This window comes from Nocardia sp. NPDC058058, from assembly GCF_042885355.1.
Taxonomy (GTDB): domain Bacteria; phylum Actinomycetota; class Actinomycetes; order Mycobacteriales; family Mycobacteriaceae; genus Nocardia.
Window position 1 is genome coordinate 97,991 of the sequence record NZ_JBHVSA010000005.1, and the last position, 23,498, is coordinate 121,488.

Consider the following 23,498-nt stretch of genomic DNA (forward strand, 5'->3'; position numbering starts at 1 on the left):
CCGATTCCATTGACCGTCGCGCGCCACATTTTCACTGAAAGAAGGGGAGTAATTTCGTGACTATCACATTCAACGAGGGGGACACCGCGCCCGTTTCGATCGCCCGGCTTTCGGGTGGCGAGCACGGGTACGGCCGGGCCGGTACCACACTGCCGCCGGCCCCGCCGACCACCGTCGGCGTAATCGAAAGCATCGCAACGGGTTCCCCGCTGCCGGTGATCGATCAGGGCGAGGCGGCCCAGCGGGTCGCCGAACGGTTCAGCGATCCGGCGCAGCAGGCCCGCATTCCGCGGATCTACCAGAAGACCCGGATCGACACCCGCCGCCTGGCCATCGATCCGCTGGACGAGGAGTTCCTGCCGTTCAGCTCCAAGCCCGCCACCATTCGCGAGCGGATGAATCTGTTCTACGAGCACGCGGCTCCGCTGGCGGTCGATGTGGCGCGGCGCGCGGTCGCCGGGCTGGATGATCCGGCCGCGCAGATCGGGCTGCTGGTCTTCGTCACCAGCACCGGATTCATCGCTCCCGGAGTCGATGTCGCCGTGGTCAAGCAGCTGGGGCTGTCCCCCGCCGTGGGCCGCGTGGTGGTGAACTTCATGGGCTGCGCCGCCGCTATGAACGGTATGCGCACCGCCGTGGACTACGTCCGGGCCCATCCGGATAAGAAGGCCATGGTCATCTGCATCGAAATCAGTTCGGTGAACGCGGTTTTCGACGATGACATCAATGACGTCATCACGCACAGCCTGTTCGGCGACGGCTGCGGCGCGGTGGTGATCGGCGCGGGTCAGCCGCATCAGCAGCTCGCCCCCGGCAAGATCGTCATTCGGGACAGCTTCAGCTACCTGTTCGACGACGCCGAGGACGGCATCGTGCTGGGCGTCAACGACAACGGCATCACCTGCGAACTCGCCGAGAGCCTGCCGCAGTACATTCTGCGTGGCGTCGACCCGGTGGTCTCGGAAGTGCTGAGGCGCAATGGACTCGACAAATCCGATATCGACCTGTGGGCCATCCACCCGGGTGGACCCAAGATCATCGAACAGTCCGCCGCCTCGCTCGGCATCCCGGTCGAACAGGCCGCGGTGAGCTGGGATGTGCTGGCGCGCTACGGCAATATGCTGAGCGTCTCGCTGATCTTCGTGCTGGAAGAGATGGCGCGGCAGGCGGATTCGCCCAAGCCCCTCTCCACCGGCGTCGCGTTCTCCTTCGCGCCGGGCGTGACGCTCGAAGGCATCCTCTTCGACATCGTCCGCTGACAGTCCACGCGCACAGCACCTTTCAGAGAGCAAGCCATGCAACTCATCAGATTCCTCATCTCGATCTCCTGGATGCGGATCGCGGCCGTCATCACCGCCGGCCTGATCTGCGGCGCCGCCAACACCTACCTGGTGACGCTGATCCGCGGGGTCGTCTCACCCGAACCGCATCCGCAGGTGACCGTATGGGCCTTCGCGGCCACCGGTCTGGTGATCCTGGTGAGTGGCGTGCTCTCCCAGGTGCTGCTGGTGCGGCTGGCACAGGACGCCATCTACCGGCTCCGCGCGGAGCTGAGCTCGGGCATCGTCTCGGCTCCGCTGGAGCATCTGGAACGACTCGGTATGCACCGGCTCATGGCCACGCTCACCGAAGACGTTCGATCGCTGTCACAGGCGGTCACCGCGATTCCGAGCATCGCCGTCGATGTGGCGACCATCATCGGCTGCTTCATCTTCCTGGTGGTGCTGTCCGGGCCGATCTTCGCCATCACGCTGGTCGGCACCATTATCGGAATCTCTTCCGTCGAACTGTTTCTCAAGCGGGTGCGGGTGCTGTACCGCGAGGCGCGCGAGAACGATGACGCGCTGCTGCGCTCCTTCCAGGCGGTGACGCTGGGCATCAAGGAACTCAAGCTGCATCGCGGGCGGCGCAGGGACTTCATGGACCGGCATCTGCTGGGATCGGCTCGGGCACTGCGGGATCAGAACGTGGAGGCCGGATCGCGGTTCTCCATCGGACAGGGGCTCGGACAGGCATTGCAGCTCGCCACCATGGCGCTGATCCTGTTCGTGGTCGCCAAATCCCTTGGTGTGCACCAGGATGTCATGGTCGGCTACGTGCTGGTCACCACCTTCCTGGCGATGCCCATGCAGAACTTCATGCATCGGATTCCGGATCTGCTGCGGGGTGATGTGGCGCTGGCCAAGATTCGCGGCATGAACCTGTCGATGGAGACCGCGCACAATGAATCGCTGCTGCCCTACACCGATCGGCCCGCGGCGACCGAAGCGCGGCTGGAGCTGACCAATGTCAGCTACAACTACCGGTACGAGGCGCGTTCGCCCATGGACGAGGGGCCGGGCGGACCGCCGCCGGGCACCGGGCCGCATCCGGGCGGACGGCCGGAGGCGGCGAATACCGAAGGCGCGCCGACTCTTCCGGGTGGGGCACCCGGCGGACGTCCGGGCGGTCCGCCCGGCGGACATCCACCGCATCCGGGTGGTCACCCCGGGGGCGCGGGGGCGCATCGTCCCGGCGGGCCGCCGCCGCCGCGCCGCGGCGCGCATCCCACCGGACCGGACGTGAACGGCCATCGCTGGGTCGACCACGGTAAGCGCGATACCCGGCCGGTGCCGATGATGGCGCTCCCGGAGGCGGGTGAGGGCGACGGATTCCGGTTGGGCCCAATCGATCTCACCTTCGAACCCGGTCAGATCACCTTCATCGTCGGCGGTAACGGCAGCGGCAAATCCACGCTCGCCAAACTGATCACCGGACTGTACGTACCGCGCTCGGGCACGGTCAGCCTCAATGGCGAACGCATCGACCACGAGAATATCGAGTGGTTCCGGCAGAACGCCTCGGCCATCTTCACCGATTTCCATCTCTTCGACGACTACCTCGGCTTCGATCGCCCCGGCATCGATGACGAAGTACGGCACTACCTCGAGGAATTGCAGATCGCGCACAAGGTGACCGTGCAGGACGGCAAGCTCTCCACCATCGACCTGTCCCAGGGACAGCGAAAGCGGCTGGCGCTGTTGACCGCACTGCTGGAGGATCGCGCGATCTACCTGTTCGACGAATGGGCCGCCGATCAGGAACCCAAGTTCCGCGATGTGTTCTACACCGAGATCCTGGCCGAGTTGAAGGCGCGCGGTAAGACGGTCATCGTCATCACCCACGACGACCGCTACTTCCACCTCGCCGATCAACTGGTCAAACTCGACTTCGGCAAGCTCACCGAGGCCGAGGCCACCGCCGGACTCGCACCCGGCGCCGAATAGCGGTGGGCGCGGAGTAAGACCGGACCCGTCGTTGTTGCCCGAACCATGGTCAGCGAATCATCGGCTACGAAGCAGCGGCGACGGGAACAACTCCGCGATTTCCTGCGCACCCGCCGGGCGCGATTGACGCCCGGCGACGTCGGCCTCCCGCCGGCGGGCACGCGACGCACCCCCGGCCTGCGCCGGGAGGAAGTCGCACTGCTCGCCGGCGTCGGCGTTTCCTGGTACACCTGGCTCGAACAGGGACGCGATATCAACGCTTCCGCCGAGGTACTCGAGGCGGTGGGGCGGGCGCTCCAGTTGAGCCAGCCCGAACGAGCCCACCTGTTCGTGCTCGCGGGACTGAATCCGCCACCCGCACAGCGTGTTCCGGATTCGAGAGTGAGTCCCGAACTCCAGCAGCTGATCGACGCCTGGACACCCCGGCCCGCGATTCTGCGCGACCGGTACTGGAACATCCTGGCCATCAACGACGCCACCCGCGCGGTCTTCGGCTACGACGACAGCGATCAGAACTGCCTGATCACCTTCTTCACCAACGGCCGCTACCGCGGCATCCACGCACACTGGGAGCGAGTCGCGCCGACCATCGTTGCCGCCTTCCGCGCCGAAACCGCCCACCTGCCCGACGATCCGGAACTGCGCCGGGTGATCACCGAATTGACCGCGCTCAGCCCCGAATTCGCCGAATTGTGGGCGCAGCATGACGTGGCCGCACCCACCCAGGAGGTCAAAGCCATCACCCATCCGAGCGCGGGCGAACTGTATTTCGACACGACCACCCTCGCCGTCATCGACCACCCGGGGTGGTACCTGGAGCTGTACAACCCGAAGGCCGGGACGGGGACGCTGGAGCGGGTGGACGGACTACTCGCCGAGGCGGTGTGGATCCCGGCCACAAGCACGCCGGGATGACGGGGCGGTGATGAGCCTGGTGGTGATGGACCCAGGTTGACTGCGCACTGTTTGCTCGCGGCCGTGCTCGGCAGGCTGAATGTCATGACGCACAGCACTTCTCGATTTCAGGACAAGATCGCACTCATCACCGGCGGAACCAGCGGTATGGGATTGGCGACCGCGCAGCGGCTACTGGCCGAGGGCGCGAACGTGATCATTACCGGGCGGAGTAAGAAGCGGCTCGCGGACGCTGTCGCCGAGCTCGAACGGGGACTGCCGGAAGGCGTTGCGGGGGAACGGATTCTGGCGGTGCCGGGCGACGTGGGTGATCGGGTGGATTTGAATACGCTGATCGACACCATTCGGCAGCGGTTCGGGCGGCTGGACGTGCTGTTCGCCAATGCGGGCATCGGCTCGTTCGGCCCGGTCGGCGAGGTCACCGAGGCGGAATTCGATCGGGTGATCGGGGTCAACTTCAAGGGCGTGTATTTCACCATCCAGCAGGCACTTCCACTGCTGGTGGACGGATCGGCGATCGTGATCAACGCCTCCTGGACCCTGCATCGCGGACTCCAGGGCGCGACCGTCTACTCCGCGACCAAGGCCGCCGTGCACAATCTCGGCCACACCCTCGCCGCCGATCTCGCCCCGCGCCGCATTCGCGTCAACTCGGTCAGCCCCGGCTATATCGAAACCCCGATGTTCCACGAGGCCGTGTCGGTGGACGCCCACGCCGAAGTCATCTCAGCCGTAGCGGCAGCCCGACTCGGTACCGCCGAGGATGTGGCCTCGGCCGTCGCCTTCCTCGCCTCGCACGAGGCGTCGTACATCAACGGCCAGGACCTGATCATCGACGGCGGCCTGGTCGCCGCCATCCCCGGCGGCATGCTCTGAGAGCCTGCCCGGTGGCACGGCATGAAGGATCTTTCCCCCGTCATCCCGGCATGCTTTTGGCCGGGATCCACATCGGCGGCTGATGCAACCGTGGTGTGGATCCCGGCCAAGAAGCGCGCCGGGATGACGGAGGCGGCTGGCGTCAGCGCAGGGCGGCGGCCTTGCGGCGGGCTGCTGCGGCCTTTTTCGCTGCAGCGTCGGCGGGCTTCTTTTCCGCGGTCGTGGTCTTCTTGGCCGTGCTGCTGGTCTTGGCGGCCGCCTTCTTGGCTGGAGCCTTCTTCGCCGGGGCGGTTGCGGCCTTGGGGGCGGGCTGGGCTTCCAGGACGCCCTTCAGGAATTGGCCGGTGTAGCTGTCGGCTACGGCGGCAATGTCTTCCGGGGTGCCTTCGGCGATGACCTGGCCGCCGCCGGAGCCGCCTTCGGGGCCCATATCGATGACCCAGTCGGAGGTTTTGATGACATCCAGGTTGTGTTCGATGACGATCACCGAATTGCCCTTGTCGACAAGGCCGTTGATGACCTTGAGCAACTTGCGGATGTCCTCGAAGTGCAGGCCGGTGGTGGGTTCGTCGAGGATGTAGATGGTGCGGCCGGTGGAGCGCTTCTGGAGTTCGGCGGCCAGTTTGACGCGTTGCGCCTCACCACCGGACAGGGTCGGCGCGGGCTGGCCGAGGCGGACGTAGCCGAGGCCGACGTCGACCAGGGTCGCCAGATAGCGGTGGATGGAGGTGACCGGTTCGAAGAATTCGGCGGCCTCCTCGATCGGCATATCCAGGACCTCGGCGATGGTCTTGCCCTTGTAGTGCACCTCGAGGGTTTCGCGGTTGTAGCGCGCGCCGTGGCAGACCTCGCACGGGACGTACACATCCGGCAGGAAGTTCATCTCGATCTTCAAAGTGCCGTCGCCCGAACAGGCTTCGCAGCGACCGCCCTTCACATTGAAGGAGAACCGGCCGGGCTGATAGCCGCGCACCTTCGCCTCGGTGGTGGCGGCGAACAGGGTGCGGATCTTGTCGAACACGCCGGTGTAGGTGGCGGCGTTCGAGCGCGGGGTGCGACCGATCGGAGACTGATCCACCTGGACCAGCTTGTCCAGGTGATCGAGACCGTTCACGCGGGTATGCCGACCCGGAACCTGGCGCGCGCCATTGAGTTTATTGGCGAGCACGGTCGCGAGAATGTCATTGACCAGCGTCGACTTACCCGAACCGGATACACCCGTGATCGAGGTGAGAATACCCAGCGGGAAATTCACATCGATATTGCGCAGATTGTGTTCCACCGCGCCCACGACGGTGAGCTGCTTCTTCTTGTCCATCGGCCGCCGAATCAACGGCACCTCGATGCTCTCGCGCCCGGAAAGGTATGCGCCGGTGAGGGATTTCGGATCGGTCAGCAGACCCGGATACGGACCCGAGTACACGACCTCACCACCGTGTTCACCGGCGAGCGGACCGATATCGACCACCCAGTCCGAGGCGTGAATGGTGTCCTCATCGTGTTCGACCACGATCAGCGTATTGCCGAGAGTCTTGAGCCTGGTGAGGGTTTCGATCAACCGGCGATTATCGCGCTGATGCAGACCGATGGACGGCTCGTCCAGGACGTACAGCACGCCGACCAGCCCGGAACCGATCTGGGTGGCGAGCCGAATACGCTGCGCCTCACCACCGGAAAGCGTTGCGGCGGCACGCGAGAGCGACAGATATTGCAGGCCGACATCGAGCAGGAAGCCCAGGCGCGCCTGAATCTCCTTGATCACCTGCGCGGCGATCGCGGCCTGCCGGTCATCCAGGGTCAGCGAGTTCAGGAAGTCCGCGGCATCGCCGATGGACAGATCCGAGATATCGGCGATGGAGCGATCCTGCTCCCCCGCGCGCAATGTGACGGCCAGGATCTCCGGCCGCAGGCGCGCGCCATTGCAGACCGGGCACGGGATATCGCGCATGTACCCGTCGTAGTACTCCTTGGCCGATTCGGATTCGGTGTTGTCCATACGCCGCTGCAGGAACGGCATCACACCTTCGAAATCGGCGTAGTACGAACGCTTTCGGCCATACCGGTTGGTATAGGAGACGTGTACCTGTTCGGAACTGCCCTCCAGCACGGCCTTTCGCGCCTTGGCGGGCAGATCCTGCCAGGCGGTGTCCATGGAGAACCCCATCGCCTCGGCCAGACCGGACAGCAGACGGGTGAAGTATTCGGCGGTCTGCCCGCGCGACCACGGCGCGATCGCGCCCTCGCCCAGGCTCAATTCCGCATCGGGCACAACGAGATCCGGATCGACCTCCTTGCGAATACCCAGACCGGTGCAATCGGGGCAGGCACCGTAGGGCGAGTTGAACGAGAACGAGCGCGGCTCGAGATCCTCGATATCGAGCGGATGCCCGTTCGGGCAGGCCAGCCGCTCGGAGAACCGGCGCTCGCGATCGTGCGCGTGCTCATCGCGATCCACGAAGTCGAGCACCACGACGCCGTCGGCCAGCCGCAGCGCCGTCTCGATCGAATCGGTCAGGCGCTGTTTGGAGGTGGGCTTCACGGCGAGACGGTCGATGACCACCTCGACATCGTGCTTCTCCTGCTTCTTCAGCTTGGGCGGATCGGTCAGCGGATACACCACGCCGTCGACCCGCACACGCGAATAACCCTGCCCGTTCAGCGATTCGAAGAGATCAACGAATTCGCCCTTGCGAGTGCGCACCACGGGCGCGAGCACCTGGAACTTGATGCCCTCTTCCATGGCGAGCACCTGATCCACGATCTGCTGCGGCGACTGCTTCTCGATCAGATGACCGCAGGTCGGGCAGTGCGGGGTGCCCGCACGCGCGAACAGCAGGCGCAGATAGTCGTAGACCTCGGTAATGGTGCCGACCGTGGACCGCGGATTGCGGTTGGTCGACTTCTGATCGATGGACACCGCGGGCGAGAGACCCTCGATGAAATCCACATCGGGCTTATCCATCTGCCCGAGGAATTGCCGGGCGTACGCCGACAGCGATTCCACATAGCGGCGCTGACCCTCGGCGAAGATCGTGTCGAACGCGAGCGACGACTTACCCGATCCGGACAAACCCGTGAACACGATGAGGCTGTCCCGGGGTAGGTCGAGGTCGACCCCCTTGAGGTTGTGCTCCCGTGCACCACGCACCGTCAGGCGATCCGCCACCGGCTGCCATCCTTCCAACGTTTCGGCATCAAGACATACCCCCGACGCCATGCTAGGCGTGCCCACCGACAAGTTCGGTTACGCACACGGAAACGCTGGTCAGATGACGGAAATCAGGTGCGAAGTCACTCCGGGACGAGTCGGTCCGTGAACCACAACGCCCGTTCGGACCCGGATTGTTCCGGAATGTTCCGGCGCACACACGGCACCGCGATGGCCCGGGGCTGCAAACCGCGATCGCGCGGGCGTTCCTCCGAGCCCGCCGCGGTGACAAGGGCCAGGTCACCGTCGAATCGGCGATACAGCAGCCGACCCCGATGGGTGTCGGGATCGGTGTAGAACAGGTAGGGCGATCCGCCCAGGCATAGTCGTGCGGCGGCCTCGTCCTCGTGCAGTGCGGGCACGCTGTCGCGATGGCGGCGCACCGGCCGCACACCTTCGGCGCCGTTCCAGCACACCACCGCGTCCGCGCCGGTTTCGGCGTCGATATAGAGGTGCGCGTCGAAATCCATCGCGTCCAGGGTCCGGGCGGCCGCGCCGGCCGTGGCCACCTGTAGTCGGCAATCCTTGCGCCGCACGATCGGCCGCGGATCGGTAACCAGGGCCAGCGCGGGCCGCGCCGGATCGGGCCAGGGCCGGGACGCTTCCTCCGGTGGGCAGCCCAGCCGCAGGTCCAGGCGCTCCAAAGCGAAGGTGGTCGCGAAGCGTCCCGGCCCGGCGACCTGTACCCGGAACGCCTTCCCCAGCGTCCGGATCGATATTTGGGTCAACGTGTGCTCATCATCGGAGTCGGGCCAGTGCAGGCGTGCCCGCACCGGCCCTTCCACCCCGTGGCGCCGCAGGATTCTGCCCAGTCCGCGCACCACGCGGGTCACTTCGGCGGCCGGTACGGGCCCGCGCGTGGTCACCACGAAATCCTCATCACTTCCACTGGACCACACATCGAATCCGCCCATAGCCGACCCACTTTCCCGATTCCGACCCGGCAACCCGCTCCTATGACAACACGCTCGCGTACGTGGCCGACAGGGGCGAAGGTCCCAATCCGGGCTATTTTTTGGAAATTCTTCCGCTAAAAAGTTGGCGGATGGTTGCATGGGATCGAATCGGTTGCCGGACAAGGCAGGACGAGCATGCACGAGACGCAGCGCACCGGTCCCTACTCCGTACGCGACACACTGTCCCAACTGCGGTTACGGGAATTGCTCACCGAGGTCAAGGACCGGGTGGAGCAGATCATCGACGCCCGCGATCGCATCGACGGGCTGGTCGAGGCCATGCTCGCGGTCACCTCCGGGCTCGACCTCGATCAAACCCTGCGCACCATCGTGCGCGCGGCCACCAGCCTGGTCGACGCGCGCTACGGGGCGCTAGGGGTGCGCGGGCACGACTCGCAGCTCACCCAGTTCATCTATCACGGCATCGAGGAACCGACGCGGGTGCTCATCGGCGCGCTGCCCGAGGGCAACGGGGTGCTCGGACTGGTCGCCGAACAATCCAAACCCGTTCGGCTGGAGGACCTTACGCGGCATCCGGCCTTCGTCGGATTTCCCGAACACCATCCGCCCATGCGCACCTTCCTCGGTGTGCCGGTACGCATTCGCGGCGAGATGTTCGGCAATCTGTACCTGGCCGAGAAATCCGGCGGGCATCCGTTCACCGAGGACGACGAGGTGCTGATGCAGGCGCTGGCGGCGGCCGCCGGTATCGCCGTCGACAATGCCCGGCTGTACGAATCCGCGCGCACCCGGCAGGCCTGGATCGAGGCGACCCGCGATATCGCCACCGAATTCCTGGCCGATACCGATCCCACCAAAGTGCTCGCGCACGTGGTGGAACACGCCCGCGAGCTGACCGCCTCCCAGCGGGCGTTCCTCGCGGTGGTCGCCGATCCGGAGACGCCGCCCGAGGATGTCACCGAACTGGTGATCGCGCAGTGGTCCGGACCGGGCGGCGGACCGGACCGCGATACCGTGCGCACCATCGGCACCGCGGTCGGGCACGCGCTGACCACCCGCACCCCGCTGCGCTTCGATGACGCCCGCACCGTCGACCTGGGCAAGACCATCCCCGATATCGGACCGGCGCTGGTGCTGCCGCTGCACACCCCCGATTCCACACTGGGCGTGCTGATCACGCTGCGCGCCGCCGAATCCAGCCCGTACTCCGACGAATTGGTGGAGCTGATCGCGGCGTTCACCGATCAGGCCGCGCTGGCAATGCAATTGGCGGTGGCGCAGCGGCGTATGCGGGAACTCGACATCCTCACCGATCGCGATCGCATCGCCCGGGATCTGCACGATCACGTCATCCAGCGCCTGTTCGCCATCGGGCTCTCACTACAGGGCACGGTGCCGCGCGCCCGCGTTCCCGAAGTGGCGCAACGGCTTACCGACACCATCAACGATCTGCAGGATGTGGTGGAGGAGATCCGCACCTCGATCTTCGATCTGCACGGCGGCAACGGGCACAGCACCCGGCTGCGCCAGCGCCTCGAGCGCGCGATCAAACAGCAGACCGCGGCCACCGGTATTCGCGCGCTCATGCATGTGACCGGGCCGCTGTCGGTGGTCGAACCCGCGCTCGCCGATCATGCCGAAGCCGTTGTGCGCGAGGCGGTCAGCAATGCGGTGCGGCATTCGGGGGCCGACACCATCACCATCGATATCGGGGTGGCGGACGATCTCACCATCGTGGTCGCCGATAACGGCTGCGGTATTCCGGACGGCATCACGCCCAGCGGCCTGACCAATCTCGCGCATCGCGCCGAACAATCCGGCGGGCGGCTCGCGGTCTATCCGCAACGCGACAGCGCGGGTGAGCAGACCGGTACGAAACTGAATTGGTCGGTCCCGCTGCACTGAACGCGTCCGGCGGCCGAGGCGGGGTCGACCCGCCCCGGCCGATTGCGGTTCAGACCGGCCCGAGCACCAGCGCGGAGTTGTTGCCGCCCATACCGAGCGCGGTTTTCACGGTGATGCCGTCCCCGCCGGAGACCACCCCGTCCACCAGGCGGGCGTGCGCGGGCGCGACGATCGGCGACGACACCAGCACGCCGCGGTCGTATCCCATTGCCACCCCGGCGACTTCGACGCCCGCCGAGGCGGCCTGACAGTGCCCGGTCAGCGGTTTGGTCGCGCAGACCAGCGGTCGATTGTCGAAAAGGTCCGCCAGCAGCGCGGTTTCGGCGTCATCGCACTGCTGGGTGCCCGAGCCGTGCGCGTTCAGGTACGCCACCTCGTCCGGTCGCACATCAGCGTTGGCCAGCGCGCGCCGCACGCATTCGAAGATGTGCTCGTGCGAAGGCTCCACCGAGATCACGTGATAGCCGTCATTGGTCATGGCCCCGCCGAGCACCGCGGCGTAGGGCCGGTCCGCCTCGCGGGTGACCACGAAGGCCGTGGACGCCTCCCCCCAGCTGAAGCCGCGACTGCCCTCCTGGAAGGGGCGGCAGGCGACGAGGGGTTCCACATCGGTGACGGCCGCGCCGAGAGATTCGAAGTGCTCCACCATGTCCGGGGTCGCGGACAGATCCGAGGCGACCACCACCACATCGTCGGCGATGCCCTGTGCCAGCCACAGCTGCGCGGTGATCAACGCCGCATTGGCCGAGGAACACGCCGCCGTCACATTCATGGCGGGACCGTGGAACCCGAACTCCCGCATCAGGTTCGCGTTCGGCGTCGAGGGCAGTAATCGCAGATAGTCCCGGGCGCGCCGATGACCGTGATCCTCGACATAGAAATCGCGCCACTCGTACACGTTGCCGAGCACGATGGCGTGCAGCAGACCCACGGTGCGACCGGGCCGCCAGCCGCGCGCGGTGGCGTCGGCGACGGCCTCGCGCACCGATTCCTGCACCGCGCGCACATAGCGGCTGGGACCGATTTCCGGATCTCCGCCGTCCGGCACGCGGGCAACCCACCCGTGCCGATCGCGTCCGGGGCCGTACCCTGGATGCAACCGGGCTGCGGGCTTACCGCTCAGCAAACCCTCCCAGAGGGCTTCTCGACCCCAGCCGTACCCGGTGACGGCACCGATTCCGGCAATGGTCATATGATCTTGGTGCTGTATCGCAGTGTTCGGAGCGGGGTTGGTGCCAGGCATTGCATCGATCCTTCCCAGAGCCGGTGCCTGTAATGATCACCACCAACAGGCCGATGCTGTGCGGAACTGTGATTGATCCAATACGTTCGGCGCGGTTTCCAGCAAACCCCGCCGCTCACACCATAGTGCCGTGCTCCAGCGAAGCGTTTCAACGACGACCAGGGGGTGCTTGAGGTGGTTGGTAACGATCGGGCAAACTCCCCGACCGATGCCGAACAGCTGGCCCAGCGGTACCGCACGCTGGTGGAACACAGCCCGGACGGGGTTGTGGTCCACGAACGCGGCACGATCGTCTACGCCAATCCCGCCATGGTGCGGCTGCTCGGGGCCGACGAGATCGATGAAGTCGTCGGACAGCCGGTCACCAATTTCGTGATGGCGCGCGATGTGCCCGCCATGCTGGAACGCATTCGCAGACTCACCATTGCCGGAACCGCTTCCGAGCCCGCCGAATTGGTGCTCGTGAAGATCGACGGCAGCACCGTCGAAGCCGAAACCGTCTCGGTGCTCACCGCCTGGCACGAACGACTCGCCTATCAGGTGGTGGTGCACGACCTCACCCCGCAACGACGCGCCGAGGCCGCGCAGGCGCGCGCCGAACAGTTCTTCACCACCGTGGTCTCGCAATTGGAGGAGGGCGTGGTGGTCATCGACCGGGACGGGCGCATCGAATCCGCGAATCCGGCCGCGCGCCGCATATTCGGTTATGACGCCGACGATCTCGTGGGCACCCATCTCAACGACATTCCGCTGTGCCTGCTCGACGCCAACGCCCAGCCCATGCCGCCGTCCTGGTATCCGGTGATCCGCACGCTGGCGACCGGGGAAACGGTGACGCGCTTCGTATTCGGGGTGGACCGGCCCGACGGGCAACGACGCTGGCTGTCCGCGAGCAGCCGGTTGCTCAATCCCGAGGACCCGAATTCGCCCGCGGTGTCGTCGTTCAACGACATCACCGAATTCCGGGCCAGCCGAAGGCAATTGGAGTATCAGGCCACGCACGATCCGCTCACCGGGCTGGCCAATCGGGCGCTGGTGCTGTCCCGGCTGGCGGGGGCGCTGGGCACCAGCGAGGCGCTCCCGGTGTCCACGGTGCTGTTCATCGATCTGGACGGTTTCAAGACCATCAACGACACACTCGGGCACGCCATCGGCGATACCGTGCTGCAGATCGTGGCGCAGCGGCTGCAACGCGGACTGCGCTCGGACGACATCGTGGGGCGCATCGGCGGTGACGAATTCCTGGTGCTGCTGTCCGGGCGCACCCTCGGCGAGGATCTGGACGCACTGGTCACCAGATTGCGCCAGACCATGGCCGAGCCGATCATCGCGCGCGGGCATCGCATCCAGGTGAACGCGTCGATCGGCATCACGCCGCTGCATCCCGGCGACGGGCGCACCCCCGAAGCGGTGCTGCACGACGCCGATCTGGCCATGTACCGGGCCAAACCGCCCGGGCACCGGGACACCACGCTGAGTCGGCGCAGTGATTCCACGCATGCCTCCTGAACCGATGCGCGGTCGCGGTTCGTGCGCCACGCGTCACGGTTGACCTGCCGGTACGGCGCGCCGGGCAAACGGGAACTAGACTCGATAACTCTGTTCTCGATGGTTCGCGCGCTGTGCGCGTACAGCACCGCGTGGTGACAAGGAGTTCCGTTTTGCCCGACCTCACCGAGGAGCGTTCTGTGTCCGCGTCCAGTTCCGATGCCAAGACCGCGGCGGATCTGGAACGCGAACAGCAGCACCTGACCCTGCTCTACGAGCGGCTCGACGGAATGCGCGAATATGCGCAGCGACGACTGAAGACGGTACTGCTGGAGACCGGTGGGACACCGCAGGCCCGCAGTGAACGGGAATCGTTCACCCAGCTGTACTCGGAGGATCTATCCAAGTACGACGCGGCCGAGCACGGATTGTGCTTCGGGCGTATCGATCTCGTGCCCGAGAGCGCGGACGACTCCGGAGACGGCGCTTCGGGCAACGGGAGCTCCGCCAATGGCAGCTCCGGTAATGGGAGTTCGGCGAACGGGGACGCCCCGCCCGAGAGCGAGCGCCGGTACATCGGGCGCATCGGCATTCTGGACGAGGCCGCCGATTACGAGACGCTGCTGCTGGATTGGCGCGCACCCATGTCGCGGCCGTTCTATCTGGCCACCACCGCCGCACCGGACGGGGTGACCAGGCGGCGGCATATCCGCACCCGCAATCGCAAGGTCACCTCGGTCAACGACGAATACCTCGATCTGGAGACCGCCCGGCGCGACGGCGTCATCAACGATGACGGCGGCGTGGGCAGTGAGAGCGCGCTGCTGGCCGCGCTCAATGCCGCGCGCACCGGGCATATGAACGACATCGTCGAAACCATTCAGCACGAGCAGGACGCCATCATCCGCTCCGAGCACAAGAGCGTGCTGGTGGTGCAGGGCGGGCCGGGCACCGGCAAAACCGCCGTGGCGCTGCATCGTGCGGCGTACCTGCTGTACACCTACCGGCAGCAGCTGGACAAGGCCGGTGTGCTGATCATCGGACCGAACTCGACATTCCTGGACTACATCGGGCAGGTGCTGCCCTCGCTCGGTGAGACCGGGGTGCTGCTGTCCACCATCGGCGATCTGTATCCGGGAGTGCGCGCCACGCTGGAGGATTCGCTGCGCGCGGGGGAACTCAAAGGTTCGCTCGACATGCTCGAGGTGCTCAAGAAGGCCGTGCGGGATTGGCAGGAGATCCCCAAGGATCCGATCCGGTTGTACTTCGACGGGCGCGAACTCACCCTGGACCGGCGCATCGTCACCAAGGCGCGCGGGCGGGCGCGGTCCTCGCGGCGGCCGCACAACCTGGCCCGGCCGATCTTCGCGGCGGGCGTGGTGGACGCGCTCACCGATCAGCTGGCGCAGCTCATCGGCACCGATCCGCTCGGCGGGCGAAACCTGTTGAGCCAGACCGATCTCACCGAGATCCGCGATGAGATGCGGGCCGATGCCGATATCCAGCGCGCCATCGCCGGACTGTGGCCGCTGCTCACCCCGCAGGATGTACTGGGCGGGCTGTGGGCCGATGCCAAACGACTCGCCAATGCCGCCTCGCAGCTGAGCCCGCAGGATCGGGCCGAATTGGCGCGCTCCGACAGCGGCGAATTCAGTGCCGCCGACGCGCCGCTACTGGATGAGCTCGCCGAATTGCTCGGCATCGATGACAGCGAGGAACGGGAACGCTCCCGTCGCCGCTGGCGCGCTCAGCTCGCCGAGGCGCAGGACGCCCTCGATATCCTCACCGGTTCCGCGCCGCAGGACCTCGAGGATGAACTCGATCCCGAACTGCTCATGGCGTACGACCTCATCGACGCCGGTCAGCTCGCCGAACGCCAGCAGGTGCGCACCAGCCAGACCACCGCCGAACGCGCCGCGGGCGATCGCACCTGGACCTACGGGCACGTCATCGTCGATGAGGCGCAGGAGCTTTCGGAGATGGCGTGGCTAATGGTCATGCGGCGCATCCCGAATCGGTGGATCACCGCCGTCGGCGATGTGGCGCAGACCGGTGATCCGGCGGGCGCGTCGTCATGGCAGCAGGTGCTGGAACCCTATGTGGCCAAACGCTGGAAGCTCACCGAGCTGACCGTGAACTACCGCACCCCGGCGGAGATCATGGCGGTAGCGGCGGATGTGCTCGCCGAGATCGATCCCGGCGCGGCCATCCCGCGATCGGTCCGCGATTCGGGCTTCGCACCCGCCGCGCATCGGGTCACCGCCGGGCAACTCGCCGACGAGGTGGGCCGCCTGGTCACCGCCGAGGCGGCGCACCCCGGCACCACCGCGGTCATCGTGCCGCACGAACTGGCCGCGAAACTCGCACACCTGACGGTGGATTCAGCCCGCGTACTCACCGTGCACGATGTGAAGGGCCTGGAATTCGACGCGGTCATCCTCGTCGAACCCCGGCAAATCCTGGACGAATCCCCCCGCGGCATGAACGACCTCTACGTCGCCCTGACCCGCGCCACCCAGCGCCTGGCCGTGGTGCACACCGAGGATCTACCCCCGGTACTGAACCGCCTGGCCTGACGAGTACCCCCGGACAAAGCGAAGCGGCCGTGACCAACTGGTCACGGCCGCTTCGTCGTTCAACTTCAGCGCACTGTATGCACGATCAGGACGTCGCTGCGGGACTTGCGGGCCACGTCCGAGGGGACGGAGCCGAGCAGGCGGCCCGCGAGCGTGTTGAGGCCGCGGTTACCGACGACGAGCAGGTCGGCGTCGACTTCCTTGAGCAGGGCGAGCAGCGATTCGACGGGTTCGCCGACGACGGCCTTCTCGACCACGTTGGCGGCGCCGGCGGCGGCGGCCTTATCGCGTGCGACGCGCAGGATCTCGCTCGTCGGCGCGGAGCCGCGCACCTGGTAGGCCTCGTCCTTGAGCACGTCGGCGGCGGCGGCGACATCGCGGTCGTCCGTCGGGTAGTACGCGCATGCGATGTAGAGCGTCGCACCCTCGTCGCCGGCCAGAGCCGCGGCCCGCTCGACTGCGACGTACGACGAGTCCGAGCCATCGGTACCGACGACAATCGTCCGGTAGGCGGTCATTCTCTCCTCCAAGTACAAGGGTCGGGGTCGTGGCGTCCACGTTCGTGGTTACCGCCTCGACAACTGCGCCTGACAATAGCGGCATAACCGGCGGAAATTTTCGATATCGCCCCACATCACACTCGCGTGCCGTGCCGGATACCACGCACATTCTGTGACGTCGGCCGATACGGCCCGCCTTACCAGCGAATTCGGCGGGCGTTTGTGAGACCTCCCAGAAATGGTCAACCGCATTGCGCGCCTGGGACTTTCATCACAACACCGAATTTCGCCCCGGATACAGGGCGGCCCATCCGGTGCGAGGCGCACACCGGATGGGCCGTGAAACCGCTACCTCACAGCTCGTGATAGTCGGCCCAGAACCAGCCGAGAATCACGCTGAGGATGGTCATCCTCACTCCTGTCGCTACGGCCGATCAATGACGCGCAATACTAGCGCGCCCGGACCGTCAGGAGAGGCTGAAAAGCGGTCCGGTCAGCGTCAATCCGAGATCGCCGCCGACATGGGCGAAGAAGGCGAAGAGCATGAGCGCCGCGCCCGCCAACGCCAGATCCTTATTGAACGAGATCATCTCGGTCTGCTTGGCCTGCGGATCGGTTTCCTTCCAGAACGCGTGCATGATGAACGCGGTCGGGACCAGGAAGATGACCAGCAGCAGCGCGCCCAGATCGGCCCAGACGCCGAGCAGCACGCTCAGCCCGCCGAGCAGCAGCAGCACCCCGGAGCCCAGCACCGACAATCTGGCCGCCGGAACACCTTTGAATTGCGCGTACTGCGCCATGGCCTCGGACTGGGTCAGATGCCCGACCGCCGAGGAGAGGAACAGTAGAACGAACAGAATCCGTCCGATCAATACCAGCACGTCCATGGCCCGCTCCTTAGTCGATTCCTGCCATAGGGTGATACGGCAACCAACCACATCAGGGGCGTGCACATTCCCGATCTTGCTGTTCAGGAGGGTAGCGAGGTCTTGGCGTATTCCAGCGGAGGCATTCCGATCTCGTTCGCGAACTCACGGGAGAAGTGCGCCTGATCGAAGTAGCCGAGGTCCAGGGCGAGCGTGGCCAGATCGGAGGTGCGGCCCTGGGCGAGCAGATGCGCGCCGTCCTGCAGCCGGAAACGGCGCAGCACCCACTTCGGGCTGACGCCGACGTAGCGGCGGAACAGCCGTTGCAGGGTGCGGATCGGGATATCGAACAGTTCGGTGACCTGATCGACGCGGGTGAGCTCCCGATCGGATTCCATGGCGTCGATAATGCGCAGCACCAGGTGGTAGGAGGCGTCGTCGGCGACGGCGCGCCGATCGATGGCCTCGATCAGGAAGTCCTCCACCAGGTTTCGACGCTGCTCCAGATCGGTGGTGGCCAGCACCCGCTCGGCCAGACCCCGTGCGTCGGGCAGCACCTCGGTGACCGGGAGCGCGGTATCGCGCAGCGCGCCCACATCCATACCGGTGAACGCGCCGAAGCCGCCGGAGCGGAACTTCACCCCGAAAGTGTCACCGACACCGGCCAATTCGCGCACGTACTTGCTGGTCCAGACGCCGGTGACGAAACCACCGCGACGGTCGTGCGCGTTCTCGAAGGTCAGGTTCACCACCGGAAAGCCCAGTACCTCGGCCGAATACGGCGGCAGGCCGGTGCGATCCCAGTGCACGGACCAGTAGAACTCGACATAGCGCGCGACCTGCTCCCCCGCGGGCAACCGGGCGTGATTGCTGGCCGCGATCTGTTCGCGCGGACGCAGAATCCCCTTCGCCGTTTCCGGCGGCGGTATCCGGCGGCGGCCGGAAATCGGCGACTCATCGCTGGTCATGAGGCTGTCGCTTTCTTACAAGATCCCCGGCGGCGCGGCGAGCAGAGTGAATGCCATGAGCAACGCGGTGCATCCGATCCCCGAGAACTACCACTCCATCACCTGCTACCTGACCGTCCCCGACGGCATCAAGGCCATCGAGTTCTACAGCGAGGTACTCGGCGCGAAGGTGGTGAGCCGCAACGATCTTCCCGACGGCCAGCCCGCCCACGCCGAACTGCTGATCGGCGACTCCACCATCCAGGTCGGCATGCCGATTCCGGAGAGCGGCCTGATCGCCCCCAATGGCGAAACCCTCAACACCAGCATCGTGCACTACTGTCCGGATGTGGACGGGGTGATCGAACGCGCCCGCGCCCTCGGCGCCCGCATCGCCGACGAACCGGCCACCTTCGTCACCGGTGATCGGTACGCCGTGCTCTACGACCCCTTCGGCTACCGCTGGGTCTGCATGACCCGCGTCGAGGACGTCTCCCGCGAGGAGGCCGAGCGCCGCGTCAACGAGTGGATGGCCCAGCAGGGCTGAATCGCTCATTGCAATCCGGCCGCGTCCATACCGCGGAGTTCCTTCTTGAGGTCGGCGATCTCATCGCGCAGCCGGCCCGCGAGTTCGAATTGGAGTTCGCGGGCGGCGTTCATCATCTGCGCGGTCATATCCTTGACCAGGTCCGCGAGTTCGGCGCGGGGCATGGATTTGACGTCGCGGCCCTCGAAGACGCCGGCCGAGACCGCACGCCCGGGTTCGCCCTGGGCGCGGCGGCCGCGGCTGGAATTGCGGCCGGAGCCACCCACCTCGACCTCGGTCTCCTCGGCCTCGCGGTAGACGGTGTCGAGAATGTCATTGATCTTCTTGCGCAACGGTTTCGGATCGATACCGCGCTCTTCGTTGTAGGCGACCTGTTTGGCCCGGCGGCGTTCGGTCTCGCTGATGGCGTGCGCCATCGAGTCGGTGATCTTGTCCGCGTACATGTGGACCTCACCGGAGACATTGCGCGCCGCGCGGCCGATGGTCTGGATGAGGCTGGTGCCGCTGCGCAGGAAGCCTTCCTTATCGGCGTCCAGAATCGCGACCAGTGAAACCTCGGGCAGGTCCAGGCCCTCGCGCAGCAGGTTGATGCCGACCAGCACGTCGTATTCGCCGAGTCGCAACTGGCGCAACAACTCCACGCGGCGCAGGGTGTCGATCTCCGAATGCAGATAGCGCACCCGAATGCCCAGGCCCAGCAGATAGTCGGTGAGATCCTCGGACATCTTCTTGGTGAGCGTGGTGACCAGCACGCGCTCATCACGCTCGGTGCGCAGGCGGATCTCGTTCACCAGATCGTCGATCTGGCCCTTGGTCGGCTTCACCACCACGTGCGGATCGACCAGGCCGGTCGGGCGAATCACCTGTTCGACGAATTCACCGCCGGACTGGCCCAATTCGTACTTACCCGGGGTCGCGGACAGATACACCGTCTGCCCGATGCGATCCGCGAACTCCTCCCAGGTGAGCGGGCGATTGTCGACCGCGGACGGCAGCCGGAAACCGAACTCCACCAGGTTCCGTTTGCGCGACATATCGCCCTCGTACATGCTGCCGATCTGCGGCACGGTCACATGCGATTCGTCGATGACGAGCAGGAAATCATCCGGGAAGTAATCGATCAGGGTGGCGGGTGCGGTGCCCGCGCCGCGTCCGTCGATATGACGCGAGTAATTCTCGATACCCGAGCAGAAGCCGACCTGCCGAATCATTTCCAGGTCGTATTGCGTGCGCATGCGCAACCGCTGCGCCTCCAGCAATTTGCCCTGCTTCTCCAATTCGGCCAGGCGCGTTTCGAGTTCGGCCTCGATATCCTTCACCGCGCGTTCCATACGTTCCGGACCCGCGACGTAATGGGTGGCCGGGAAAATGCGGACCATATCCACCTGCCGCACCACATCACCGGTGAGCGGATGCAGATAGTAGAGCGCCTCGATCTCGTCACCGAAGAATTCGATGCGGATCGCCAATTCCTCATAGCTGGGAATGATTTCGACGGTATCGCCGCGCACCCGGAAACTGCCGCGGGTGAACGACATGTCATTGCGGGTGTACTGCACATCGACCAGCAGTCGCAGCAGCTTATCGCGGTCCACCTCGTGACCGACCTCGAGCTCGATCGAGCGGTCGAGATAGGACTGCGGGGTGCCGAGACCGTAGATGCAGGACACCGACGCCACCACCACGACATCGCGCCGGGACAGCAGGCTCGACGTGGCCGAATGCCGCAGGCGCTCGACATCGTCGTTGATCGAGCTGTCCTTCTCGATATAGGTATCGGTCTGCGCGATGTACGCCTCGGGCTGGTAGTAGTCGTAGTAGGAGACGAAGTACTCGACCGCGTTGTTCGGCAGCATCTCGCGCAGCTCATTGGCCAGCTGCGCGGCGAGGGTCTTGTTCGGGGCCATGACCAGTGTGGGCCGCTGCAACTTCTCGATGAGCCAGGCCGTGGTGGCGGATTTACCGGTACCGGTGGCGCCCAGCAGCACCACATCGCGCTCACCGCCGTTGATGCGCTTCTCCAGTTCGGCGATGGCCGCGGGCTGGTCACCGGCGGGCACATGCTCGCTGACCACCTGGAACTGCCCCTCGATCCGCTCGATATCGCCGATGGGCCGATGCTCCGAATGCGCCAGCGGCCGGTCTTCGGGGATCTCGGTTGCGAAAGCCATGCTCACAGCCTAGAACGACCCACCGACAGGTTCACGTGGACCGTGATCGCGGCGGGCGAGCCGCCCCGCCGGTACCCCGCCCTTCCGACCGCACGGTTTGATGCTGGAGCATTCCTCTTTCCAATGGGTCAATTGTCCGAATTATTGTTTCTCCCAAGAAAGTTCAAAGAATTCCCATGTGACGAACCTCGAATTTCCTTCCCACACAACGGAGGTCCCTTTCCCAGACTTCAGGTGTAACCTGGGCTGGCGGTTCGGGACGAGTCGGAAAAGAGGCAGGGCCATGGTCGGTCTGCATATGCCACAGCGCAATTCCACCAACGGCGCAGATCCTCAAAGGGTCGAGCGGCCGGCTCCGGCGGCGTCCGCGCATCGCCCCAGGCTGGAGTTCTTCAATCTCGCGGACCTGTGCTGGACGGATTATCACGGGTACGTGCACTCGGTGGAGCGGCTACACGCCGAACCCTGGGGCCTTTATATCGAGCGGATTGTGGACAATCCACGTTTCCACTACATCGAATCCTGGTTGCTCCCAGAGCTTTACCTTCGGGTCACGGTCTATCACCTGCGGCCCGGCCACGACCGGGGGCAGACCTACTACCTCGATATCGGCGAGTACAGCCAGATCGAGCCGAAGAAGTGGCGTGGCGAGGGTCACTACCTGCACGTGGTGGCGCGGCCGGGACAGGTGCCCGAACTACTCGGCATCGACGAGCTGCTGACCGCGCACGCGGCCGGGCATTTCGATACCGCGCGCACGCACAAGGCCATCGAGCGTGCCGCGGCGGTGGTGGACGGTATCGCGGGCTGCGGTCACGATGTGGATCGCTGGCTCGCCACCAAGGGTGTCGCACTGAGCTGGCTCTAGCTTCGCGAGATATGGAGAAGGCCACCCGGTCCGTCTCGTACCCGGCCCGGGTGGCCCTGTCCCGTCGTACTTTTCGGCGCTAGCTGGAGCCGGTCGGGATGAGTCCGCCGAGCCCGCCGCCGCACCCCAGGCTGCCGGTGTTGCTACCCGCGGTGACCTGGACGTTGATCGAATCGCTGATCAGGATCTGCCGCGCTTCGAGCTTGTGGTTGCCCACGGTGGTGGGGGTCCACTTGATGGTGACCTTATTGCTGAGCAGCGAGGGCGACACCGGGCTGCCCGGGATGTCCACGCCGTTATCGGTGAACTTCACCGTCGACAGCCGGTCCACCTCGACCGAGGCGGTGACGGTGTAGCTGCAACCGGTCTTGTGCTCGGTGCCGCCGTCGACCTGGAGATTACCGACCCACGCGCCGGCCTGTGGTGCGGCCATGACCATGGTGGCGGCCAGCGCGCCGAACGCGGTGACACCCATCCCGGCCCGGCGAGCGCGAACGCTCTGTACCTTCATCTTTGCTTCCCTTATTCGAACTACCCACGTCAAGTAATGGGTAGCCGCAACATAACGGAAGGCAACGTTTCACATTTGCGTTTCGGCGAAACTCGGCCGAATCGGCCACACTCCCCTGGACGACGCCCGCCGGACAAGCGATGCTTACCTGCATGACTCAGGCTTCCGCGGTTGACCTACACCGACCCAAGGTTGAGTACTTCAACGTCGATGAACTCACCAATATCGATCCCAAGGGCTTCGTCCGGCAGGTCGAGCGCTACCACGTCGAACCGTGGGGGCTGTACATGGCGCGCACCTCGGACCATCCCGAGTTCCACTACATCGAATCCTGGCTGCTGCCAACCCTGTCCATTCGCGCGACGGTCTTCCACTTCACCCCCGCCCACCTGCGCGATCAGGACTACTACATCGATATCGGCGAGTACGCGCAGGTCGGTGCGAAGCAGTGGAAGTCGGTCGACCACTACCTGGATCTGGTGGTGCGCAGCAATCGCGAAGTCGAACTCCTCGATGTGGACGAGCTACTCGCCGCACACGCCGCCGGATACCTGGACCCGAGCCAGGCGCAGCAGGCCATCGAGACCGCGACCACCGTCATCGACGGAATCGCCGCGCACGGACACAGTTTCGAGGCCTGGATGCAGGCCCGGGATATCACCCTGACCTGGATGTAGCGCCCGACCCGGCGGGC

At 65.6% G+C, this 23,498-nt stretch carries 18 protein-coding genes; 10 read left to right on the forward strand and 8 right to left on the reverse strand.

What is annotated here, in order from left to right; genetic code table 11:
- The first annotated feature begins 98 nt into the window (after positions 1–98).
- From ACFVUS_RS38920 to ACFVUS_RS38935, 4 genes are all read left to right on the forward strand, one after another.
- The gene (locus ACFVUS_RS38920) at positions 99–1,259 is read left to right on the forward strand and encodes a type III polyketide synthase (RefSeq protein ID WP_387779895.1); all 1,161 of its coding nucleotides are present in this window, start codon (positions 99–101) and stop codon (positions 1,257–1,259) included.
- A 36-nt stretch (positions 1,260–1,295) separates the two neighbouring features.
- Positions 1,296–3,266, forward strand: coding sequence for an ATP-binding cassette domain-containing protein (locus ACFVUS_RS38925; RefSeq protein ID WP_387778867.1), 1,971 nt, complete (start codon positions 1,296–1,298; stop codon positions 3,264–3,266).
- A gap of 45 nt (positions 3,267–3,311) precedes the next feature.
- Positions 3,312–4,181, forward strand: a complete 870-nt coding sequence (locus ACFVUS_RS38930; protein ID WP_387778870.1) for a helix-turn-helix transcriptional regulator — start codon at positions 3,312–3,314, stop codon at positions 4,179–4,181.
- A gap of 84 nt (positions 4,182–4,265) precedes the next feature.
- Positions 4,266–5,057, forward strand: a complete 792-nt coding sequence (locus ACFVUS_RS38935; protein WP_387778873.1) for an SDR family NAD(P)-dependent oxidoreductase — start codon at positions 4,266–4,268, stop codon at positions 5,055–5,057.
- A gap of 142 nt (positions 5,058–5,199) precedes the next feature.
- Here the strand turns inward: ACFVUS_RS38935 and uvrA are convergent, their stop codons facing one another.
- Together uvrA and ACFVUS_RS38945 are read right to left on the reverse strand one after the other, a co-directional pair.
- Positions 5,200–8,223 carry an excinuclease ABC subunit UvrA gene (uvrA, locus tag ACFVUS_RS38940; RefSeq protein ID WP_387778876.1) on the reverse strand — a complete coding sequence of 1,008 codons (3,024 nt, stop codon included), beginning with the start codon at positions 8,221–8,223 and terminating at the stop codon, positions 5,200–5,202.
- A gap of 125 nt (positions 8,224–8,348) precedes the next feature.
- A complete protein-coding gene (locus ACFVUS_RS38945; RefSeq protein ID WP_387778879.1) occupies positions 8,349–9,131 on the reverse strand; it encodes a hypothetical protein in 783 nt (260 codons plus the stop codon).
- 225 nt (positions 9,132–9,356) lie between these two features.
- Here ACFVUS_RS38945 and ACFVUS_RS38950 point away from each other — a divergent pair, with 225 nt between their 5' ends.
- Entirely contained in the window at positions 9,357–11,087 is a 1,731-nt protein-coding gene (locus tag ACFVUS_RS38950) for a GAF domain-containing protein (RefSeq protein ID WP_387778882.1), read from the forward strand.
- 49 nt (positions 11,088–11,136) lie between these two features.
- Here the strand turns inward: ACFVUS_RS38950 and ACFVUS_RS38955 are convergent, their stop codons facing one another.
- Positions 11,137–12,279 carry a beta-ketoacyl synthase N-terminal-like domain-containing protein gene (locus ACFVUS_RS38955; protein WP_387778885.1) on the reverse strand — a complete coding sequence of 381 codons (1,143 nt, stop codon included), beginning with the start codon at positions 12,277–12,279 and terminating at the stop codon, positions 11,137–11,139.
- A gap of 225 nt (positions 12,280–12,504) precedes the next feature.
- On the opposite strand from ACFVUS_RS38955, the gene ACFVUS_RS38960 reads away from it, so the two are divergent.
- Both ACFVUS_RS38960 and ACFVUS_RS38965 read left to right on the forward strand, forming a co-directional pair.
- Entirely contained in the window at positions 12,505–13,839 is a 1,335-nt protein-coding gene (locus ACFVUS_RS38960; RefSeq protein ID WP_387778888.1) for a diguanylate cyclase domain-containing protein, read from the forward strand.
- A 269-nt stretch (positions 13,840–14,108) separates the two neighbouring features.
- Positions 14,109–16,394, forward strand: coding sequence for a HelD family protein (locus ACFVUS_RS38965; protein WP_387779898.1), 2,286 nt, complete (start codon positions 14,109–14,111; stop codon positions 16,392–16,394).
- Between the two features lie 65 nt (positions 16,395–16,459).
- On the opposite strand, the gene ACFVUS_RS38970 is transcribed toward ACFVUS_RS38965, so the two are convergent.
- From ACFVUS_RS38970 to ACFVUS_RS38980, 3 genes are all read right to left on the reverse strand, one after another.
- Positions 16,460–16,912, reverse strand: a complete 453-nt coding sequence (locus ACFVUS_RS38970) for a universal stress protein (RefSeq protein WP_375967940.1) — start codon at positions 16,910–16,912, stop codon at positions 16,460–16,462.
- A gap of 449 nt (positions 16,913–17,361) precedes the next feature.
- Positions 17,362–17,781, reverse strand: coding sequence for a DoxX family membrane protein (locus ACFVUS_RS38975; RefSeq protein ID WP_387778892.1), 420 nt, complete (start codon positions 17,779–17,781; stop codon positions 17,362–17,364).
- An 83-nt stretch (positions 17,782–17,864) separates the two neighbouring features.
- Positions 17,865–18,728, reverse strand: coding sequence for a helix-turn-helix domain-containing protein (locus tag ACFVUS_RS38980; protein ID WP_387778895.1), 864 nt, complete (start codon positions 18,726–18,728; stop codon positions 17,865–17,867).
- 55 nt (positions 18,729–18,783) lie between these two features.
- Here ACFVUS_RS38980 and ACFVUS_RS38985 point away from each other — a divergent pair, with 55 nt between their 5' ends.
- A complete protein-coding gene (locus ACFVUS_RS38985; protein WP_387778898.1) occupies positions 18,784–19,254 on the forward strand; it encodes a VOC family protein in 471 nt (156 codons plus the stop codon).
- A 5-nt stretch (positions 19,255–19,259) separates the two neighbouring features.
- Here the strand turns inward: ACFVUS_RS38985 and uvrB are convergent, their stop codons facing one another.
- Positions 19,260–21,425, reverse strand: a complete 2,166-nt coding sequence (gene uvrB, locus ACFVUS_RS38990) for an excinuclease ABC subunit UvrB (RefSeq protein ID WP_387778901.1) — start codon at positions 21,423–21,425, stop codon at positions 19,260–19,262.
- Between the two features lie 283 nt (positions 21,426–21,708).
- Between uvrB and ACFVUS_RS38995 the strand changes: the two genes are divergently transcribed.
- Positions 21,709–22,293, forward strand: coding sequence for a DUF402 domain-containing protein (locus ACFVUS_RS38995; RefSeq protein WP_387778904.1), 585 nt, complete (start codon positions 21,709–21,711; stop codon positions 22,291–22,293).
- A gap of 79 nt (positions 22,294–22,372) precedes the next feature.
- On the opposite strand, the gene ACFVUS_RS39000 is transcribed toward ACFVUS_RS38995, so the two are convergent.
- Positions 22,373–22,804 carry a hypothetical protein gene (locus ACFVUS_RS39000; RefSeq protein WP_375967945.1) on the reverse strand — a complete coding sequence of 144 codons (432 nt, stop codon included), beginning with the start codon at positions 22,802–22,804 and terminating at the stop codon, positions 22,373–22,375.
- Between the two features lie 152 nt (positions 22,805–22,956).
- On the opposite strand from ACFVUS_RS39000, the gene ACFVUS_RS39005 reads away from it, so the two are divergent.
- Positions 22,957–23,481 carry a DUF402 domain-containing protein gene (locus tag ACFVUS_RS39005; RefSeq protein WP_387778907.1) on the forward strand — a complete coding sequence of 175 codons (525 nt, stop codon included), beginning with the start codon at positions 22,957–22,959 and terminating at the stop codon, positions 23,479–23,481.
- Positions 23,482–23,498: the final 17 nt, after the last annotated feature.

What these genes read in the sequence shown, in the direction of transcription:
- ACFVUS_RS38925 (WP_387778867.1), top strand. Translation starts at nt 1,296, where the DNA reads ATGCAACTCATCAGATTCCTCATCTCGATCTCCTGGATGCGGATCGCG.
- ACFVUS_RS38930 (WP_387778870.1), top strand. Translation starts at nt 3,312, where the DNA reads ATGGTCAGCGAATCATCGGCTACGAAGCAGCGGCGACGGGAACAACTC.
- ACFVUS_RS38935 (WP_387778873.1), top strand. Translation starts at nt 4,266, where the DNA reads ATGACGCACAGCACTTCTCGATTTCAGGACAAGATCGCACTCATCACC.
- ACFVUS_RS38950 (WP_387778882.1), top strand. Translation starts at nt 9,357, where the DNA reads ATGCACGAGACGCAGCGCACCGGTCCCTACTCCGTACGCGACACACTG.
- ACFVUS_RS38955 (WP_387778885.1), bottom strand. Translation starts at nt 12,279, where the DNA reads ATGACCATTGCCGGAATCGGTGCCGTCACCGGGTACGGCTGGGGTCGA.
- ACFVUS_RS38965 (WP_387779898.1), top strand. Translation starts at nt 14,109, where the DNA reads ATGCGCGAATATGCGCAGCGACGACTGAAGACGGTACTGCTGGAGACC.
- ACFVUS_RS38970 (WP_375967940.1), bottom strand. Translation starts at nt 16,912, where the DNA reads ATGACCGCCTACCGGACGATTGTCGTCGGTACCGATGGCTCGGACTCG.
- ACFVUS_RS38975 (WP_387778892.1), bottom strand. Translation starts at nt 17,781, where the DNA reads ATGGACGTGCTGGTATTGATCGGACGGATTCTGTTCGTTCTACTGTTC.
- ACFVUS_RS38980 (WP_387778895.1), bottom strand. Translation starts at nt 18,728, where the DNA reads ATGACCAGCGATGAGTCGCCGATTTCCGGCCGCCGCCGGATACCGCCG.
- ACFVUS_RS38985 (WP_387778898.1), top strand. Translation starts at nt 18,784, where the DNA reads ATGAGCAACGCGGTGCATCCGATCCCCGAGAACTACCACTCCATCACC.
- uvrB (WP_387778901.1), bottom strand. Translation starts at nt 21,425, where the DNA reads ATGGCTTTCGCAACCGAGATCCCCGAAGACCGGCCGCTGGCGCATTCG.
- ACFVUS_RS38995 (WP_387778904.1), top strand. Translation starts at nt 21,709, where the DNA reads ATGGTCGGTCTGCATATGCCACAGCGCAATTCCACCAACGGCGCAGAT.
- ACFVUS_RS39000 (WP_375967945.1), bottom strand. Translation starts at nt 22,804, where the DNA reads ATGAAGGTACAGAGCGTTCGCGCTCGCCGGGCCGGGATGGGTGTCACC.
- ACFVUS_RS39005 (WP_387778907.1), top strand. Translation starts at nt 22,957, where the DNA reads ATGACTCAGGCTTCCGCGGTTGACCTACACCGACCCAAGGTTGAGTAC.